This is a genomic window from Mycobacterium sp. 852002-51057_SCH5723018, from assembly GCF_001667035.1.
Lineage (GTDB): Bacteria > Actinomycetota > Actinomycetes > Mycobacteriales > Mycobacteriaceae > Mycobacterium.
Genome location: NZ_LZIR01000070.1, coordinates 208596 through 227216, shown reverse-complemented (window position 1 = coordinate 227216; position 18621 = coordinate 208596). Strand labels below are relative to the sequence as shown.

The following is an 18621-nucleotide window of genomic DNA, read 5'->3' as shown; positions in this document are numbered from 1 at the left end:
AAGAAGCGAACGACAGTGCAGACACACGAGATCAGGAAGCGATTCCTCGATCACTTCGTGAAGGCGGGCCACACCGAAGTGCCGAGCGCCTCGGTGATCCTCGACGACCCCAATCTGCTGTTCGTCAACGCCGGCATGGTTCAGTTCGTGCCGTTCTTCCTGGGCGCGCGCACGCCGCCCTACACGACGGCCACCAGCATCCAGAAGTGCATCCGCACGCCCGACATCGACGAGGTGGGCATCACCACCCGGCACAACACCTTCTTCCAGATGGCCGGCAACTTCTCGTTCGGCGACTACTTCAAGCGCCGGGCCATCGAACTCGCGTGGTCGCTGCTGACCAATCCCATCTCCGACGGCGGATACGGGCTGGATCCCGAACGGCTCTGGGCCACCGTTTATTTCGACGACGACGAGGCGTTTTCGCTGTGGCAGGAGATCGCCGGGCTGCCGGCCGAGCGGATCCAGCGCCGCGGCATGGAGGACAACTACTGGTCGATGGGCATCCCCGGACCGTGCGGCCCGTCGTCGGAGATCTACTACGACCGCGGCGAAGAGTTCGGCGTCGGCGGCGGCCCGATCGCCAACGAGGACCGCTACGTCGAGCTGTGGAACCTGGTGTTCATGCAGAGCGAGCGCGGCGAGGGCACCGGCAAGACCGACTTCGAGATCCTCGGGCCGTTGCCGCGCAAGAACATCGACACCGGCATGGGCGTCGAGCGGGTCGCGTTCGTGCTGCAGGGCGTGCACAACGTCTACGAGACGGACCTGCTGCGGCCGGTGATCGACGCCGTGGCCGCCCGCGCCCCGCGTCCTTATGACGCCGGCAACCACGAGGACGACGTGCGCTACCGCGTCATCGCCGACCACAGCCGCACCGCGGCCATCCTGATCGGCGACGGCGTCAGCCCCGGCAACGACGGGCGCGGCTACGTGTTGCGCCGGCTGCTGCGCCGGGTGATCCGCTCGGCCAAGCTGCTGGGCATCGAGGAACCCGTCGTCGGTGACCTGATGGCCACGGTGCGCGACTCGATGGGCCCGTCGTATCCGGAACTGGTCACCGATTTCGACCGGATCAGGCGCATCGCCGTAGCCGAGGAGACCGCGTTCAACCGCACGCTGGCGTCGGGCTCCAGGCTGTTCGAGGACGTCGCGGGCGCCACCAAGGCGGCGGGCGCCACCGTGGTTTCCGGCTCCGACGCCTTCACCCTGCACGACACCTACGGCTTCCCGATCGAGCTCACCCTCGAGATGGCCGCCGAGGCCGGCCTGCAGGTCGACGAGATCGGCTTTAGGGAACTGATGGCCGAACAGCGGCGCCGCGCCAAGGCCGACGCCGCCGCCCGCAAGCACGCGCATGCCGACCTGAGCGCCTACCGCGAGCTGGTCGACGCCGGGCCCACCGAGTTCACCGGCTTTGACGAATTGGCCTCCGAGGCAAGGGTTCTCGGCATTTTCGTGGACGGCAAGCGGGTGCCGGTGGTCGCGCACGGATCGCAAGGGGAGGGCGCCGGGGCGGACCGCGTCGAACTGGTGCTGGACCGCACCCCGCTTTACGCCGAGTCGGGCGGGCAGATCGCCGACGAGGGCACCATCGGCGGGACCGGGGCCAACGAGAGCGCCCGGGCGGCGGTGACCGACGTGCAGAAGATCGCCAAAACCCTGTGGGTGCACCGCGTCAACGTGGAGTCCGGGGAATTCGTGGAGGGCGACACCGTGGTCGCCGCGGTGGACCCGGGCTGGCGCCGGGGCGCCACCCAGGGCCACTCGGGCACCCACATGGTGCACGCCGCCCTGCGACAAGTGCTGGGCCCCAACGCCGTGCAGGCCGGGTCGCTGAACCGGCCGGGCTACCTGCGGTTCGACTTCAACTGGCAGGGGCCGCTGAGCGAGGAGCAGCGCACCCAGATCGAAGAGGTCACCAACGAGGCCGTGCAGGCCGACTTCGAGGTGCACACCTTCACCGAGCAGCTGGAGAAGGCCAAGGCGATGGGGGCGATGGCGCTGTTCGGCGAGGCCTATCCCGACGAGGTGCGCGTGGTCGAGATCGGCGGACCGTTCTCGCTCGAGCTGTGCGGCGGGACGCACGTGCACAACTCGGCGCAGATCGGCCCGGTGACGATCCTGGGTGAATCCTCGATCGGCTCCGGGACCCGCCGCGTCGAGGCCTACGTCGGGCTGGAATCCTTCCGGCATCTGGCCAAGGAGCGCGCCCTGATGGCCGGGCTGGCGTCGTCGCTGAAGGTGCCCTCCGAAGAGGTGCCGGCCCGGGTGGCCAACCTGGTGGAGCGGCTCAAGGCCGCCGAGAAGGAACTCGAACGCGCCCGGCTGGCGGGCGCGAAGGCCGCCGCCACCAACGCCGCGGCCGGCGCCGAGCGGATCGGTAACGTGCGTGTGGTGGCGCAACGGATGTCGAGCGGGACGACGGCGGCCGACCTGCGCTCCCTGGTCGGCGACATCCGCGGCAAGCTCGGCAGCGATCCGGCGGTGGTGGCGCTGATAGCTGTGAGTTCGGCGGGCGACGGCGGGTCGAGCGTCCCGTATGCCGTCGCCGCCAACGCGGCCGCCCAAGATCTCGGCCTGCGCGCCAACGACCTGGTCAAACAGCTCGCCGTCGCCGTCGACGGCCGCGGCGGCGGCAAGGCCGACCTGGCGCAGGGCTCAGGAAAAGACCCGACCGGCATCGATGCCGCACTCGACGCGGTGCGCGCAGAGATAAAGCGGGTCGGTTGAGTGGTCTTGACACAGCACCGCCTCCCCGACCGGCCCGGCGATCCTGACCAGGACCCCGGGCCGGGCCGACGGGTCGGCGTCGACGTGGGCAGGGTGCGCATCGGCGTGGCCGCCAGCGACCCCGACGGCATCCTGGCCACCCCGGTGGAGACGGTGCGCCGCGACCGCTCCGGCAAGCACCTGCGCCGGCTGGCCGAGCTGGCCGCCGAGCTGGAGGCGGTCGAGGTCGTCGTCGGCCTGCCCCGCACCCTGGCCGACCGCACCGGGCCGTCGGCGCAGGACGCGATCGAGCTGGCCGAGGCCCTGGCCCGGCGGATCGCCCCCACCCCGGTGCGGCTCGCCGACGAGCGGCTGACCACCGTGAGCGCCCAGCGGTCGCTGCGCGCGGCGGGCGTGAAGGCCCGGCAGCAGCGGTCGGTGATCGACCAGGCGGCGGCGGTGGCGATCCTGCAGAGCTGGCTCGACCAGCGTCGCGACGCGGTGGCGAGGGGGGTCACCGATGGTTGACAGCGCGCGGGGCCAGCGGGCCGAGCCCGAGGCGGTCGGGCCGCCGCGACGCCGGATGAGCCGGGTCGCCCGAAACCAGGCCGAACGCGGCAAGCGGCGTAAGCGCTTCGCCGGCCGGATCGCGCTCGCCCTGCTCGTCGTGCTCATGGTCGTGGTCGTCTTCGTCGGCACCCGGCTGTGGAACACGGTGTTCGGGTCCGGCGACGACTACAGCGGCGGCGGCAAGCGGGACATCGTGATCCAGATCCAGTCCGGCGACTCGACGACGATGGTCGGGGAGACGCTGCACAACCAGGGCGTGATCGCCACGGTGCGGGCGTTCGTCAACGCCGCGCACGGCAACTCCGCGATCACCTCGATCCAGCCCGGCTTCTACCGGTTGCGCACCGAGATCCCCGCCGCCAACGCCGTAGCGCGGCTGGCCGACCCCAACAGCCGGGTGGGGCGCCTGGTCATCCCGGAGGGCCGTCAGCTCGACGACACCACCGACATGAAGACCAACGTGCTGACCCCCGGCATCCTGACGCTGATTTCCCGGGCCACCTGCGTCGACCTCGACGGCAACCGGCGCTGCGTCTCCGTCGACGACCTGCGCGCGGCGGCCTCCAACACCAGCCCCCTGTCCCTGGCGGTGCCGCCGTGGGCCGTTGAACCGGTCAACGAGCTGGGCAAGGACCACCGCCGCATCGAGGGCCTCATCGCGCCGGGGACCTTCAACGTCGATCCCTCGTCGTCGGCCGAAAGCATCCTGACCGGCCTGATCAGCGGGGGCGCCGTGGAGTACATGAGGTCGGGCCTGCTGGACTCCGCGCAGGCCATGGGGCTGTCGCCCTACGACATCCTGGTGGTGGCGTCGCTGGTGCAGCAGGAATCCAACATGCAGGACTTCCCGAAGGTGGCGCAGGTCATCTACAACCGCCTGCACGCCCACCACACGCTGGAATTCGACTCGACCGTGAACTACCCGCTGGACCGCCGGGAGGTGGCCACCACCGACGCCGACCGCGCTCAGAAGACCCCGTGGAACACCTATGTGTCCCAGGGGCTGCCCGCCACGGCGATCTGCTCGCCGGGCGTGGACGCGCTGCGCGCGGCCGAGCACCCGGAGCCGGGTGACTGGCTGTACTTCGTCACCATCGACGGCCAGGGCACGACGCTGTTCACCAAGGATTATCAGCAGCATTTGGCCAACATCGAGCTGGCTAAGCGCAACGGTGTCCTCGACAGCACGCGCTAGGAAGGCGGCCGTCCTCGGCTCGCCGATCGCCCATTCCCGTTCCCCGCAACTGCACCTGGCCGCCTACCGCGCGCTGGGCCTGCACGACTGGACCTATGAGCGCATCGAGTGCGGCGCCGACGAGCTGCCGGGCGTGGTCGGCGGGTTCGGGCCCGAGTGGGTCGGCGTGTCGGTGACCAAGCCGGGCAAGTTCGCCGCGCTGCGCTTCGCCGACGAGCGCACCGAGCGGGCGGCGCTGGTCGGCTCGGCCAACACCCTGGTGCGCACGCCGGCCGGGTGGCGGGCCGACAACACCGACATCGACGGGGTGTCGGGCGCCGTCGCGTCAATCGGGGGAGCCTCTGGATGGGCGCTGGTCTGTGGATCGGGCGGCACCGCGCCGGCGGCCGTCGTCGGCCTGGCCCGGCTCGGTGCCACCGGTGTCACTGTCGTCGCGCGCGATCGCGAGAAGGGCGAGCGGCTGGTGGATCTCGGCACCCGGATAGGCCTGGCGACGCGGTTCTGCGGCCTCGGCAGCGGCGCGCTGGCCGACGAGGTTTCGGCCGCCGAGGTGCTGGTCAGCACCATCCCGGCCGACGTGGCGGCGCGGTACGCGGGCACGTTCGCCGCGATCCCGGTGCTGCTGGACGCTGTCTACGACCCCTGGCCCACCCCGCTGGCCGCGGCGGTCCCCGCCGCGGGCGGCCGGGTGATCAGCGGTCTGCAGATGCTGCTGCATCAGGCGTTCGCGCAGGTGGAACAGTTCACCGGGCTGCCCGCGCCGCGAGCGGCGATGGAGGCGGCGCTGCGTTAGCCTGCCGCGCATGGCCGCCGGGGTCGTGTTGCTGTGGATGGGCGCCCTGAGCTTCTGCGACATCCGGCACCGCCGCCTGCCCAACGCCTTGACGCTGCCCGGGGCGGGTCTGATTCTGGTGGCCGCCGCCGTCACCGGCCGCGGGCTGCCCGCGCTGGCCGGGGCGGCGGCGCTGGCGGGGGCCTACCTGCTGGTCCATCTGGTGGCGCCGGTCGCGATGGGCGCCGGCGACGTCAAGCTGGCGATCGGGCTGGGCGGGCTGGCGGGGTGCTTCGGCGTCGACGTGTGGTTCCTGGCGGCGCTGGGCGCTCCGCTGCTGACCGCGCTGGTGGGTGTGGTCGGCTCGGTGCGCGCCGTGCCGCACGGCCCGTCGATGTGTCTGGCCACCGCGGCGGCGGTGAGCCTGGCCCTCGGGTGACGTCCGCTTCGAAATCGACGGCAGCGCGGAAAAGTGCGAGTAGGTCGCGCGCTAGCGTCGATCTGAGCGATAGCCGCGACGGGTGAGGGCTTGAAGCACGCGGTTGAGGATGTCGTCGCGCCTGTCCTCGGCGATCACCCGGATCACGGCCCAGCCCAGGTCTGCGAGTTTGGTTAGTCGCCGCTGGTCCCACACGTATTGCCTGCGGTCGGTGCGGTGTTGGTCGCCGTCATACTCCGCGGCGACCATGTAGTCCTCCCAGCCCATATCCAGCACGCCGACGGGCCGCCAACCGTCGTTGACCGGTATCTGCGTCGTTGGTTTGGGCAGTCCGGCGTCGATCAGAAGCAACCGCAACCAGCTCTCCTTCGGCGACGCAGCGCCACCGTCCACCAGAGGCAGCACCTCCGCCAGTCGTCGTAGACCGCGAGCGCCGCGGTATCGCTTGCCCAATACCGAGACATCTTCGAACGAGAACGGCGTGGCCCGCATGAGCGCGTCCAGCCGCACCAGCGCCTGCTGGCGTGGCAGGTGGCGGCCGAGGTCGAAAGCGGTGCGGGCGACTGACGTCACCGGTAGCCGCCTGATTGTCGTCACTTCGTCGGCCCCAAGGGTTTCGTTTCGGATGATCAGCCCGGGTTGGGGCCGCGCGCTCTTCGAAATGAGTTCGATAGGCGTATCGGCGTCAACCCAGCGTGCACCGTGCAGCGCGGACGCCGCAGTGCCCGTGATTACCGCCCGTCGCCGCGACCACAGCCAGGCGCCAAGCATGCGGTCATTCAGCGACGCCTCGCCGAACTTCGATACATAGACGTCACGGAAGATAGTTCGATACCACCGGCGCAACTGGTACTCGTTCAACGCGCCGGCAGAAATCGCTTCGCTGCCTACAAAGACTTCGCCCATGCCGAGAGAGTGGACCGGAGCACCGACACATCCATCCAGATCGACGCCAGCCCGAAAAAGTTCGAGCAGGCGTGACGGTAGCGTCGATTTCGGTGTGACCTCGCGGATTTAAGTCCGTGGCGGCCCACATGGGAAGATGAACGCGTGTTGCGCTGGATCACCGCCGGAGAATCCCATGGCCGCGCGTTGGTGGCCGTGGTCGAAGGCATGGTCGCGGGAGTGGAGGTAAGCTCCGCCGAAATCGGCGACCAGCTGGCCCGCCGCCGCCTCGGCTACGGGCGCGGCGCCCGGATGAAGTTCGAGCGTGACGCGGTCACCGTGCTGTCCGGGGTTCGCCACGGCGTCACCCTGGGCGGGCCCATCGCCATTGAGATCGGCAACACCGAATGGCCGAAGTGGGAAACCGTGATGGCCACCGACCCGGTCGACCCCGGGGAGCTGGCCGACAGCGCGCGCAACGCCCCGCTCACCCGGCCGCGGCCCGGCCACGCCGACTACGCCGGCATGCTCAAGTACGGCTTCGACGACGCCCGCCCGGTGCTGGAGCGCGCCAGCGCCCGCGAGACCGCCGCCCGCGTCGCCGCCGGCACCGTCGCGCGCTCGTTCCTGCGTCAGGCGCTCGGCGTCGAGGTGCTCTCCCACGTCCTCGCGATCGGACCGTCGGCGCCCTACGACGGACCGCCGCCGTCCGCCGGGGACCTGCCCGCGATCGACGCCAGCCCGGTGCGGGCCTTCGACAAGGCCGCCGAACAGGCCATGATCGCCGAGATCGAGGCGGCCAAGAAGGACGGCGACACCCTCGGCGGCGTGGTCGAGGTGGTGGCGCTGGGCCTGCCGGTCGGGCTGGGCTCGTTCACCAGCGGCGACAACCGGCTGGACAGCCAGCTGGCCGCCGCCGTCATGGGCATCCAGGCGATCAAGGGCGTCGAGATCGGCGACGGCTTCGAGACCGCTCGGCGCCGCGGCAGCCGGGCACACGACGAGATGTACCCCGGCCCCGACGGCGTCGTCCGCTCGACGAACCGGGCGGGCGGCCTGGAAGGCGGGATGACCAACGGCCAGCCGCTGCGGGTGCGGGCCGCGATGAAGCCCATCTCCACCGTGCCGCGGGCGCTGGCCACCGTCGACATGGCCACCGGCGACGAGGCCGTCGCCATCCACCAGCGCTCGGACGTGTGCGCGGTGCCGGCCGCCGGGGTCGTGGTCGAGACCATGGTCGCGCTGGTGCTGGCCCGCGCCGCGCTGGAGAAGTTCGGCGGCGATTCGCTGACCGAGACCCGCCGCAACATCGAGTCCTACCGGCGCGCCGTCGCCGACCGCGAAGCGCCGGCCGCCCGGGGAACCGCGTGATGGCGCCCAAAGCCGTTCTCGTGGGACTGCCGGGCTCGGGCAAGTCCACCATCGGGCGGCGGCTGGCCAAGGCGCTCGGCGTCGGCCTGCTCGACACCGACGCGGCGATCGAGGAGCGGACCGGCCGCGGCATCGCCGAGATCTTCGCCACCGACGGCGAGCAGGAGTTCCGCCGCCTCGAGGAGCAGGCCGTGCGCGCGGCGCTGGCCGACCACGACGGGGTGGTGTCGCTCGGCGGGGGCGCCGTCACCACCTCCGGGGTGCGCGAGGCGCTCGCCGGCCACACCGTGATCTACCTGGAGATCGGTGCCAGGGAAGGGGTGCGGCGCACCGGCGGCAACACCGTGCGGCCGCTGCTGGCCGGGGGAGATCGCGCCGAAAAGTATCGCGCCCTGATGGCCCAACGCGTTCCGCTGTACCGGCGCGTCGCGACCATTCGGGTCGACACCAACCGCCGCAATCCGGGCGCGGTGGTCCGCTACATCCTGTCGCGGCTGCAAGCCCAACAGAGCATCCCGGCGGCCCGCCGATGACCGACGGCACCGGGCCGGTCACCGTGCAGGTGGCGGTCGACCCGCCCTACCCGGTGGTGATCGGCGCCGGCGTGCTCGCCGAGCTGGACGGCCTGCTCTCGGACCGGCACCGGGTCGCGATCCTGCACCAGCCGGTGCTGGCCGACACCGCCGAGGTGATCCGAAACAGCCTGGCCGACAAGGGGGTTGACGCGCACCGCATCGAGATCCCCGACGCCGAGGCCGGCAAGGACCTGCCCGTGGTGGGATACATCTGGGAAGTGTTGGGCCGCATCGGGCTCGGCCGCAAGGACGCGTTGGTCAGCCTCGGCGGCGGGGCGGCCACCGACGTCGCCGGTTTCGCGGCGGCCACCTGGCTGCGCGGCGTCGACATCGTGCATGTGCCCACCTCGTTGCTAGGCATGGTCGACGCGGCCGTCGGCGGCAAGACCGGCATCAACACCGAAGCGGGCAAGAACCTGGTCGGCGCGTTCCACCAGCCGCTGGCCGTCCTGGTCGACCTGGCGACGCTGAAAACTTTGCCGCGCAACGAACTCGTGTCCGGGATGGCCGAGGTGGTCAAGGCGGGGTTCATCGCCGACCCGGTGATCCTCGACCTCATCGAGGCCGACCCGCAGGCCGCGCTGGACCCCGCGGGCGACGTGCTGCCGGAGCTCATCCGGCGCGCGATCGCCGTCAAGGCCGAGGTCGTCGCCGCCGACGAGAAGGAGTCGGAGCTGCGCGAAATCCTCAACTACGGCCACACTTTGGGGCATGCGATCGAGCGCCGCGAGCGCTACCGGTGGCGGCACGGCGCCGCGGTGTCGGTGGGCCTGGTGTTCGCCGCCGAGCTGGCCCGGCTGACCGGCCGGCTCGACGACGCCACCGCGCAGCGCCACCGCACCGTCCTGACCTCGCTGGGCCTGCCGGTCAGCTACGACGCCGACGCGTTGCCGCAATTGCTGGAATACATGGCCGGGGACAAGAAGAGCCGCGCCGGTGTGCTCCGCTTCGTGGTCCTCGACGGGCTGGCCAAGCCCGGCCGGCTGACGGGACCCGACCCGTCGCTGCTGGCCGCGGCGTACGGCGGGCTGGAGGCCTCGTGACTACGGTGAACATCATCAACGGCCCCAACCTGGGCCGGCTGGGCCGGCGCGAGCCCGACGTGTACGGGGACACGACGCACGACCAGCTGGCCGCGCTGGTCGAGCGGGAAGCCGCCGCCCTGGGCCTCAAAGCCGTTGTGCGGCAAAGTGATAACGAAGCGCAGCTGCTGGACTGGATCCACTCGGCCGCCGACGCCGGGCAACCGGTGATCCTCAACGCCGGCGGCCTGACCCACACGTCGGTGGCGCTGCGGGATGCGTGCGCCGAGCTGAGCGCCCCGCTGATCGAGGTGCACATCTCCAATGTGCATGCGCGCGAGGAGTTTCGGCGGCACTCCTACATCAGCCCGGTCGCGACGGGGGTGATCGTCGGGCTGGGAATCCAGGGCTACGTGCTGGCCCTGCGCTACCTGGCCGAGCCGGCCAAGGGTTAGTCCTGCTTGGGCTCCGAGCCGGGCCTGGCGTGCTTGGCGTCGGTGTCGGTGCGGATCGCCTCGGTCTTGGCGTCGTCGTCCCGCGTCGAGATCGTCTCGGTGGGGGCCTCCCGCTCGGGGGTGCGGATAGTCTCGGTCGGCGCCTCGCGCTCGCCCCCCCGATCGGCAACCGCGACCGACGTGGGCCGCTCCTCGGTGCGCGCCTCCGACGCCGTCTGCGCCGGAATCTCGCCGGTCGGCGCGTCGTCGCCCCGAACGGCGGAGAAGACGTCGGTGTCGGCGCGTTCCTCGTCCTCGGCGCCGGCGCGCCGCGCTGGCGGATTGCGGTCGATCCGCCAGCGGCCGAAGGCCACGCCGATGATCGCGGGCACGAAGACGATCAGCGCGGTGAACGCCGCGAACGTCGTCAGCTCGTTGAGCAGCCCACCGGTGTAGATGTCCTTGTACACCAGCGCGATCAGCCAGGCGATCGCGCCGCTGAGCACACCGGCCAGCAGGCCGGCGAGCAGCCAGGTCATCGCCATGTCCTGGCGGCGGTCCGGATCGGGCTGGGCTTTGGCGTCCGCCCGGCCGTCGAGCACCCCCCACACGACGACGCCGGTGATGAACAACAACAGCAGCACTATGCTGATCAGCCCGGCCTGGGTCTGCCACGCATTGATCAGTGCTCCCTGAAACACTCGGACGACGACCATCGCGGCCGCAAACACAAATCCGCGCAGCATCCAGTTCCTCATGAGGGAAAAGCGTAGCGAGTACCGTCAAGAGTCGTGACACATTCCCAGCGTCGAGACAATCTGAAGGCGCAGATCGGGGCCAGCGGACTGGACGCGATGCTGGTCACGGACCTGGTCAACGTGCGTTATCTGTCCGGATTCACCGGATCCAACGGCGCGTTGCTCGTGTTTGCCGACGACTCCGACGATCGAGGCGCCGTGCTGGCCACTGATGGCCGGTACCGCACCCAGGCGGCCGAGCAGGCCCCCGACCTCGAGATCGCCATCGAGCGGGCCGTCGCGCGCCACCTGGCGGGCCGGGCCGCCGACGCCGGCGTGGGAAAGCTGGGCTTCGAGAGCAACGTGGTCACCGTCGACGGCTTCGACGCCCTGACCAGCGAACTCCACGAGCGCAGCGGGACCACCGAGCTGGTGCGGGCCGCCGGGACGGTGGAGGCGCTGCGCGAGGTCAAGGACGCAGGCGAGCTGGCGCTGCTGCGCCTGGCCTGCGAGGCCGCCGACGCCGCGCTGACCGAGCTGGTGTCGCGCGGCGGCCTGCGGCCGGGCCGGACCGAGCGGGAGGTGAGCCGCGAGCTGGAGTCCCTGATGCTCGACCACGGCGCGGACGCGATCTCGTTCGAGACGATCGTCGCCGCCGGGCCGAACTCGGCGATCCCGCACCACCGCCCGACCGACGCCGTGCTGGACGACGGCGATTTCGTCAAGATCGACTTCGGCGCGCTGGTCGCCGGCTACCACTCCGACATGACGCGCACGTTCGTGCTGGGCAAGGCCGCCGATTGGCAACTGGAGATCTACCAATTGGTCGCCGAAGCGCAGCGGGCCGGCCGGGAGGCGTTGAAGCCCGGCGCCGGGCTGCGCGACGTCGACGCCGCCGCGCGCCAGCTCATCGCCGATGCCGGCTATGGCGAGAACTTCAGCCACGGGCTGGGGCACGGCGTGGGCCTGCAGATCCACGAAGCGCCGGGAATCGGCGCCACCTCCGCCGGTACACTACTGGCGGGCTCCGTGGTGACCGTGGAGCCCGGCGTCTACTTACCCGGCCGCGGCGGTGTCCGCATCGAGGACACCCTGGTCGTGCCAGACGAAACCACCGGGCATACCCCGGAACTGCTCACCCGGTTCCCCAAGGAACTGGCCATTCTCTAGGAGACAAACCGACCGTGGCAACGACTGCCGACTTCAAGAACGGACTGGTGCTGGCGATCGACGGCCAGCTGTGGCAGATCGTCGAGTTTCAACACGTCAAACCCGGCAAGGGGCCGGCCTTCGTGCGCACCAAGCTCAAGAACGTATTGTCGGGCAAGGTGGTCGACAAGACCTACAACGCCGGCGTGAAGGTGGACACCGCCACCGTCGACCGGCGCGACACCACCTACCTGTACCGCGACGGCTCGGACTTTGTGTTCATGGACAGCGAGGACTACGAGCAGCATCCCTTGCCGGAGTCGCTGGTCGGCGACGCCGCCCGGTTCCTGCTGGAGGGCCTGCCGGTGCAGGTGGCCTTCCACAACGGCGCGCCGCTGTACATCGAGCTGCCGGTGTCGGTCGAACTCGAGGTCACCCACACCGAGCCGGGGCTGCAGGGCGACCGGTCCAGCGCCGGCACCAAGCCGGCCACCGTCGAGACCGGGGCGCAGATCCAGGTGCCGCTGTTCATCAACACCGGGGACAAGCTCAAGGTCGACACCCGCGACGGCAGCTACCTGGGACGCGTCAACGCGTGAGCCGTCCCGCGCGGCCCGTTAAAGGACGTCACCAGGCCCGCAAGCGCGCCGTGGACCTGTTGTTCGAGGCCGACGCCCGGAGCCTGAGCCCCGCCGAGGTGGTCGACGTCCGCACCGCGCTGGCCGGCTCGAATCCCGAGGTGGCCTCGCTGCACCCGTACACGGTCGCGGCGGCGCGGGGGGTCAGCGAGCACATCGCGCACATCGACGACCTGCTCAGCTCGCACCTGCAGGGCTGGACGCTGGACAGGCTGCCCGCCGTGGACCGAGCCATCCTGCGGGTCGCGGTGTGGGAGCTGCTCTACGCCGACGATGTGCCGGAACCGGTCGCCGTCGACGAGGCCGTGGAGCTGGCCAAGGAACTGTCCACCGACGAGTCGCCCGGCTTCGTCAACGGCGTGCTGGGCCAGGTCATGCTGGTGACGCCGCAGATCCGCGCGGCCGCCCGGGCGGTCCGTTCCGCCGCCGCCCCGGAGGAGCAGGGACCGCAGCCGTGACGCGGCTGGAGCTGCGCGTCGTCGCCGCGGCGTTCCTGGCCGCGACGGTGGTGCTGGGCGCCGTCGTGTGCGCCGCCTACGGGTGGACCATCGGCGCGTCGGCGCTGGCGATCTACGCGCTGGGCGTCGGCGCCTGGCTGTACCACTCGATCGAACGCCTGATCATGGCGCGCCGCATCAGCACGGTCCGCTCGGCGGCCAGGCCGCTGCAGCCGCTGCTGCCGGTGATGGCCGCCATCATGGGCCTGACGCAGGCCGTGGTGCGGTCGCTGAGCGACGTCACCGACCTGCCCGTGCGGCGCTGGGATCTCCCCGTGCTGCGCTGGGTGGACAGCGGGCGGGCGAACCGTCGCGTGGTGGACGGCGACGAGCCGGATCGCTGAGCGAAACGATCCCGCGGTGCCCGCAGGCGAGCACAATGACGACATGAACCGAGACAGTGCGCGCCCGCGCCGCCTTCGCGTGTCCGCACTCGCCGCGGTGGCCAACCCGTCGTACACGCGCCTGGACACGTGGAATCTGCTCGACGACGCGTGCCGTCACCTCGCCGACGTCGACCTGGCCGGGCTGGACAAGACCCACGACATCGCCAAGGTCAAGCGGCTGATGGACCGCATCGGGGCCTACGAGCGGTACTGGCTGTACCCGGGCGCCCAGAACCTGGCGACCTTCCGCGCCCACCTGGAAAGCCTGTCGACGGTCCGGCTCGCCGAGGAGGTCTCGCTGGCGGTGCGGCTGCTGAGTGAATACGGCGACCGCGCGGGGCTGTTCGACACCTCCGCCTCGCTGGCCGAGCAGGAGCTGGTCGCGCGGGCCAAAAAGCAGCAGTTCTACACCGTGCTGCTGGCCGACGACGCCCCGGCGACGACCCCCGACAGCTTGGCCGAGTGCCTGCGGGCGCTGCGCAACCCATCCGACGACGTGCAGTACGCGCTGCTGGTGGTGGGCAGCATCGAAGATGCCATCACCGCGGTCGCGCTGAACGGCGAGATCCAGGCGGCGATCATCCGCCATGACCTGCCGCTGCGGTCCCGCGACCGGGTGCCGTTGATGACGACGCTGCTGGGTTGCGGTGACGCCGACGAAACGGTGGCCGACGACGCCCAGGACTGGGTGGAATGCGCCGAATGGATCAGGGAGCTGCGGCCGCACATCGACCGGTACCTGCTCACCGACGAGTCGATCGCCGCGGAGACCGAGGACGAACCCGACGTCTACGACCGCACGTTCTACCGGCTCAACGACGTCACCGACCTGAACAGCACCGTGCTGGCGGGCTTGCGAAACCGTTTCGCCACACCGTTTTTCGACGCCCTGCGCGCCTACGCGAAGGCCCCGGTCGGGCAGTTCCACGCGCTTCCCGTCGCCCGGGGCGCCAGCATTTTCAACTCGAAGTCGCTGCAGGACATGGGCGAGTTCTACGGCCGCAACATCTTCATGGCCGAGACGTCGACCACCTCCGGCGGGCTGGACTCGCTGCTGGACCCGCACGGCAACATCAGGGCGGCGATGAACAAGGCGGCCGTCACCTGGAACGCCAACGAGACCTACTTCGTCACCAACGGCACGTCGACCGCGAACAAGATCGTCGTGCAGGCCCTGACCCGCCCGGGCGACATCGTCCTGATCGACCGCAACTGCCACAAGTCGCATCACTACGGCCTGGTGCTGGCCGGCGCCTACCCGCTGTACCTGGACGCCTACCCGCTGCCGCAGTACGCGATCTACGGGGCCGTGTCGCTGCACACGATCAAAAAGGCGCTGCTGGACCTGGAGGCCGCCGGGCAGCTGGACCGGGTGCGGATGCTGCTGCTCACCAACTGCACCTTCGACGGCGTGGTCTACAACCCGCGCCGCGTGATGGAAGAGGTGCTGGCCATCAAGCCGGACATCTGCTTTTTGTGGGACGAGGCGTGGTACGCGTTCGCGACGGCGGTGCCGTGGGCGCGGCAGCGCACAGCGATGGTGTCCGCCGAGCGCCTCGAGCAGATGCTCGCCTCCCCGGAATACGCTGCGGAGTACCGGGATTGGGCCGCCTCGATGGAGGGGGTCAACCGGTCGGAGTGGGTCGAACGGCGGCTGCTGCCCGACCCGGCCCGCGCGCGGGTGCGCGTGTACGCCACGCACTCCACGCACAAGTCGCTGTCGGCGCTCCGGCAGGCGTCGATGGTCCACGTCCGCGACCAGGACTTCAAGGCCCTGACCCGCGACGCGTTCGTCGAGGCGTTTTTGACCCACACCTCGACGTCGCCCAACCAGCAGCTGCTGGCGTCGCTGGACCTGGCGCGCCGGCAGGTCGACATCGAGGGCTTCGAGATGGTGCGCAACGTCTACAACATGGCGCTGGTCTTTCGGCATCGTGTCCGCAAGGACCGGCTGATAGGCAAGTGGTTCCACATCCTCGACGAGTCCGACCTGGTGCCCGAGGAGTTCCGGGCCTCCGCGGTTAGTTCCACCGCTTCGATCAGGCAGGGCGCCCTGGCCGAATGGAACGAGGCGTGGCGCTCCGACCAGTTCGTGCTGGATCCGACACGGGCCACGCTGTTCATCGGCAAGACCGGGATGAACGGCTACGACTTCCGCGAGAAGATCCTGATGGACCGCTTCGGCATCCAGATCAACAAGACCTCGATCAACAGCGTGCTGCTGATCTTCACCATCGGGGTCACCTGGTCGAGCGTGCATTACCTGCTCGACGTGCTGCGCCGGATCGCCTGCGACTTCGAGCGCAGTCAGAGCATCGGCGGCAAGGAGGACCGCGCGTTGCAGGAGCGCCGGATCGAGGAGATCACCGAGGACCTGCCGCACCTGCCCGATTTCAGCGAATTCGACATGGCCTTCCGGCCCGTCGACGCCTGCCAGTTCGGCGACATGCGGTCGGCCTTCTACGCCGGATACGAAGAGTCGGACCGCGAGCACGTGCAGATCGGCCGGGCGGGCCGGCGGCTGGCCGAGGGCAAGAGCCTGGTGTCGACCACCTTCGTGGTGCCGTATCCGCCCGGCTTTCCGGTGCTGGTTCCGGGTCAGGCGGTGTCCAAGGAGATCGTCTATTTCCTGGCCCAGCTCGACGTCAAGGAGATCCACGGCTACAACCCCGAACTCGGCCTGTCGGTGTTCACCGAGGCGGCGCTGGCCCGGATGGAGGCCCAGCGCAACGCGGCGATGGCCGCGGTCGGTTCGGCCTTCCCGGCCTTCGAGCTGCCCACTAAAGCCTCGGATGCCTCGGCGCGCAACGGCGACAGCGCCGCGCGGGTGGTTACCGAGGGAGCCTAGGGAGGTCCGCGCGGCCTGGAATGCGGGGCCCCACGGCCGCCGCACCGAGCAGGACGCCGGCGAACACCGCGCCGACCGCACCCGAGATCAGCAGCGGCAGCTGCCCTTTGGCGCCCCACAGGAATCCGGCCCACAGCCCGGCGGCCAGCACCGCGAACCCGCTCAGGCCCTGAAAGAGGCCCTGGGCGCTGGACTGCAGCTCATCGCCGACAATCGTTGACACCCAAGCCTTTCCGACGCCGTCATAGCACGCGGTGAACAGCCCGTACACGACGATCAACACCAGCGCGATCGCGGTGTCAGTCGTGAGGCCCAGGCCGAGATAGGCGACCGAGAAGAACGCCAGCCCGACGCCGTAGACCACGGGCCGGCCGAAGCGGTCCGCGAGCACGCCGGCCGGGAAGCTCGCCATCGCGTAGACCAGGTTGTAACCGATGTAGGCCAAGATGACGGCGACCACCGAGAAGCCGATCTGCTTGAGCCGCAACAACAGCAGCGCGTCGGGGAAGTTGGCGACGCTGAACGCGACCAGGAACGAGACCAGCCGCCAATATCGAAGGGGCAGCCGCTGGGCACCGGCGAGGATCGGCGCCCGGATCGCGCGCGTGTTGTCCCGCGGTCGCTCGCGCACCCAGGCGATCAGCAGCGTGCTCGCCACGGCGGGGATCACGGCCAGATAGAGCACCGGACCGATGCGGTGATCGAACAGCTCGTAGCCGGCCAGGCCGAGCAGCGGCCCGATGACCGCGCCCAGCGTGTCCATCGCGCGGTGAAACCCGAACACCCGGCCTCGCTCGGCGGCCGTCACGCCGTCGACCAGCAGCGCGTCGCGCGGCGCACCGCGCAGTCCCTTGCCCAACCGGTCGACCACCCGCCCGAGCAGCACCCCGGGCCACGCGCCGGCCGCGGCGACGATCAGCTTGCCCAACGCCGCCATCCCGTAACCGGTCCCGATCAGCGGGCGGCGGGCGCACCGGTCACCGAGCGGGCCCGACGCGATCTTGGTCAGCGACGCCGCGCCCTCCGCGGCGCCTTCCACCGCCCCCACGACCGACGGCGGCGCGCCCAGCACGGTGGTCAGGTAGATCGGCAGCAGCGGATACAGCAGCTCGCTGGCCGCATCCTGCAGCAGCGATACCAGCGATAGCACCAGCACGTTGCGGGTGAGCCAGGTTGCGGGCACGAGCAAAGTTATAGCAACGCTTCGGAGATTCCGCTCAGTGGGATCGGAAAGGCGCCGAGCGCACCGAGGTGGCGCAATACCGCCGCCTGCGCCGGTTTGGGCTGGTCGCGGCCGAATCGCCACCGGCGCAATGCGTTGAGGCGCTTTTGCCGGGGCTCCTCGGTCGGCCGAAAATGGCCGTGCCCGGCGATAGCGTGACGGCGTGGCGCAACCAGTACCGATCGGGGACAGTCAAGGCTCGCGGGCCAATCGCGCGCGCCGGGTCGCCGACGTGGTGCGCCAACAGATCCACGCCGGCGCCTACCCGGACGGGCTGCCCGCCGAACTGGAATTGGCGGCCGAATTCTCGGTGTCGCGCAACACCGTTCGTGAGGCGCTCGCCGTCCTCAAACACGAGGGCCTGATCGACCGCGGACCGAAGGTCGGCACCCACGTCGCGCAGCGCAAGTACGAACATGGGCTCGACGCGTTGCTGGGTTTGAAGGAGACGTTCAAGCACCTCGGCGAGGTTCGCAACGAGGTGCGGGCCGCCATGCCGGTGACCGCCCCGCCGTCGGTGGCCCGCCGGCTGCGGCTGCAACCCGGCGAACAGGCGGTGTTCGTCGAGCGGCTGCGCTACCTCGGTGACCTGCCGCTCAGCCTCGACCTGACCTACCTGGCGCCCGACATCGGAAACCAGATCCTGGACCACCCGCTGGAGAACCACCTGGAAAAGCAAGACCTGTTCGCGCTCATCGAGCAGGTCAGCGGGCAGCGGCTGGGCTCGGCGTCGCTGGCGCTGGAGGCCATCCCCGCCGACCCGCACTCGGCGGCCACCCTGCAGGTGCCCGACGGGGCGGCGCTGCTCATGCTGGAGCGGCTCACCTGCCTCGACGACGGCAGGCCCGTTGACCTGGAATACATCCGGATGCGCGGCGATCGAATCACTATGCGCGGCAGCCTGATCAGAGCAACCCGATGAGGAGCAAGCCATGACGCTGGTCAACCACCGCGCCGATGTCCCGGTGACCATCGACGAGTCGCTGTGTATCGACGGCTGCACCCTGTGCGTCGAGGTCTGTCCGCTGGACGCGCTGGCCATCAACCCCGACACGGGCAAGGCCTACATGCATGTCGACGAATGCTGGTACTGCGGCCCGTGTGCGGCCCGCTGCCCGACCGGCGCCGTCACGGTCAACATGCCCTATCTGATCCGCTGAAACGCCAAG

The 18621-nt window shown here is 70.2% G+C and carries 19 protein-coding genes; 16 read left to right on the top strand and 3 right to left on the bottom strand.

Features of this window, described 5'->3' with window-relative positions:
* Nucleotides 1-15 precede the first annotated feature (15 nt).
* From alaS to A5764_RS14140, 5 genes are read left to right on the top strand one after another with little or no spacing between them, the layout of a single operon-like run.
* Nucleotides 16-2733, top strand: a complete 2718-nt coding sequence (gene alaS / locus A5764_RS14160) for an alanine--tRNA ligase (RefSeq protein ID WP_067114116.1) — start codon at nt 16-18, stop codon at nt 2731-2733.
* Nucleotides 2734-3240 carry a Holliday junction resolvase RuvX gene (gene ruvX / locus A5764_RS14155; RefSeq protein ID WP_067114115.1) on the top strand — a complete coding sequence of 169 codons (507 nt, stop codon included), beginning with the start codon at nt 2734-2736 and terminating at the stop codon, nt 3238-3240.
* Nucleotides 3233-4477 (top strand): endolytic transglycosylase MltG, encoded by a 1245-nt coding sequence (mltG, locus tag A5764_RS14150; protein WP_067114114.1) that lies wholly within the window; start codon nt 3233-3235, stop codon nt 4475-4477. Before ruvX ends, mltG begins: the two co-directional genes overlap by 8 nt.
* A complete protein-coding gene (locus tag A5764_RS14145; protein WP_082951691.1) occupies nt 4455-5270 on the top strand; it encodes a shikimate dehydrogenase in 816 nt (271 codons plus the stop codon). The genes mltG and A5764_RS14145 overlap by 23 nt, the downstream gene beginning before the upstream one ends.
* Before the next feature lie 10 nt (nt 5271-5280).
* The gene (locus A5764_RS14140; RefSeq protein WP_067114113.1) at nt 5281-5688 is read left to right on the top strand and encodes an A24 family peptidase; all 408 of its coding nucleotides are present in this window, start codon (nt 5281-5283) and stop codon (nt 5686-5688) included.
* A gap of 51 nt (nt 5689-5739) precedes the next feature.
* Here the strand turns inward: A5764_RS14140 and A5764_RS14135 are convergent, their stop codons facing one another.
* Nucleotides 5740-6594 (bottom strand): hypothetical protein, encoded by an 855-nt coding sequence (locus A5764_RS14135; RefSeq protein WP_067114112.1) that lies wholly within the window; start codon nt 6592-6594, stop codon nt 5740-5742.
* A gap of 144 nt (nt 6595-6738) precedes the next feature.
* Between A5764_RS14135 and aroC the strand changes: the two genes are divergently transcribed.
* The 4 genes from aroC to aroQ are packed head-to-tail and all read left to right on the top strand — an operon-like array spanning nt 6739 to nt 9996.
* Nucleotides 6739-7944 carry a chorismate synthase gene (gene aroC / locus A5764_RS14130; RefSeq protein WP_067114111.1) on the top strand — a complete coding sequence of 402 codons (1206 nt, stop codon included), beginning with the start codon at nt 6739-6741 and terminating at the stop codon, nt 7942-7944.
* Nucleotides 7944-8477, top strand: coding sequence for a shikimate kinase (locus tag A5764_RS14125; protein ID WP_067114110.1), 534 nt, complete (start codon nt 7944-7946; stop codon nt 8475-8477). Before aroC ends, A5764_RS14125 begins: the two co-directional genes overlap by 1 nt.
* Nucleotides 8474-9562: a 3-dehydroquinate synthase gene (aroB, locus tag A5764_RS14120; protein WP_067114109.1), complete on the top strand. Its 1089-nt coding sequence runs from the start codon at nt 8474-8476 to the stop codon at nt 9560-9562. Before A5764_RS14125 ends, aroB begins: the two co-directional genes overlap by 4 nt.
* Complete coding sequence (gene aroQ, locus A5764_RS14115; protein WP_067114108.1) at nt 9559-9996, top strand: type II 3-dehydroquinate dehydratase; 438 nt, start codon at nt 9559-9561, stop codon at nt 9994-9996. Before aroB ends, aroQ begins: the two co-directional genes overlap by 4 nt.
* Here the strand turns inward: aroQ and A5764_RS14110 are convergent.
* Nucleotides 9993-10733: a B-4DMT family transporter gene (locus A5764_RS14110; RefSeq protein ID WP_067114107.1), complete on the bottom strand. Its 741-nt coding sequence runs from the start codon at nt 10731-10733 to the stop codon at nt 9993-9995. The genes aroQ and A5764_RS14110 overlap by 4 nt on opposite strands.
* A gap of 33 nt (nt 10734-10766) precedes the next feature.
* Between A5764_RS14110 and A5764_RS14105 the strand changes: the two genes are divergently transcribed.
* Genes A5764_RS14105 through A5764_RS14085 form a run of 5 tightly spaced genes read left to right on the top strand, consistent with a single transcriptional unit; the run spans nt 10767 to nt 16230 of the window.
* Nucleotides 10767-11882: a Xaa-Pro peptidase family protein gene (locus A5764_RS14105; protein WP_067114106.1), complete on the top strand. Its 1116-nt coding sequence runs from the start codon at nt 10767-10769 to the stop codon at nt 11880-11882.
* A gap of 14 nt (nt 11883-11896) precedes the next feature.
* Nucleotides 11897-12460 (top strand): elongation factor P, encoded by a 564-nt coding sequence (gene efp, locus A5764_RS14100; protein WP_067114105.1) that lies wholly within the window; start codon nt 11897-11899, stop codon nt 12458-12460.
* Entirely contained in the window at nt 12457-12957 is a 501-nt protein-coding gene (nusB, locus tag A5764_RS14095) for a transcription antitermination factor NusB (RefSeq protein ID WP_082951690.1), read from the top strand. The genes efp and nusB overlap by 4 nt, the downstream gene beginning before the upstream one ends.
* On the top strand, nt 12954-13340 hold the full coding sequence (locus tag A5764_RS14090) for an antitermination protein NusB (protein ID WP_067114104.1): 387 nt from the start codon (nt 12954-12956) through the stop codon (nt 13338-13340). The genes nusB and A5764_RS14090 overlap by 4 nt, the downstream gene beginning before the upstream one ends.
* A gap of 43 nt (nt 13341-13383) precedes the next feature.
* The gene (locus A5764_RS14085) at nt 13384-16230 is read left to right on the top strand and encodes an aminotransferase class I/II-fold pyridoxal phosphate-dependent enzyme (protein WP_067114241.1); all 2847 of its coding nucleotides are present in this window, start codon (nt 13384-13386) and stop codon (nt 16228-16230) included.
* On the opposite strand, the gene A5764_RS14080 is transcribed toward A5764_RS14085, so the two are convergent.
* Nucleotides 16214-17413 (bottom strand): MFS transporter, encoded by a 1200-nt coding sequence (locus A5764_RS14080; protein WP_231989707.1) that lies wholly within the window; start codon nt 17411-17413, stop codon nt 16214-16216. The genes A5764_RS14085 and A5764_RS14080 overlap by 17 nt on opposite strands.
* 202 nt (nt 17414-17615) lie before the next feature.
* Between A5764_RS14080 and A5764_RS14075 the strand changes: the two genes are divergently transcribed.
* Nucleotides 17616-18374, top strand: a complete 759-nt coding sequence (locus A5764_RS14075; protein WP_067114103.1) for a GntR family transcriptional regulator — start codon at nt 17616-17618, stop codon at nt 18372-18374.
* A gap of 10 nt (nt 18375-18384) precedes the next feature.
* Nucleotides 18385-18612, top strand: coding sequence for a ferredoxin family protein (locus A5764_RS14070; protein WP_067114102.1), 228 nt, complete (start codon nt 18385-18387; stop codon nt 18610-18612).
* The last annotated feature ends 9 nt before the right edge of the window (nt 18613-18621 follow it).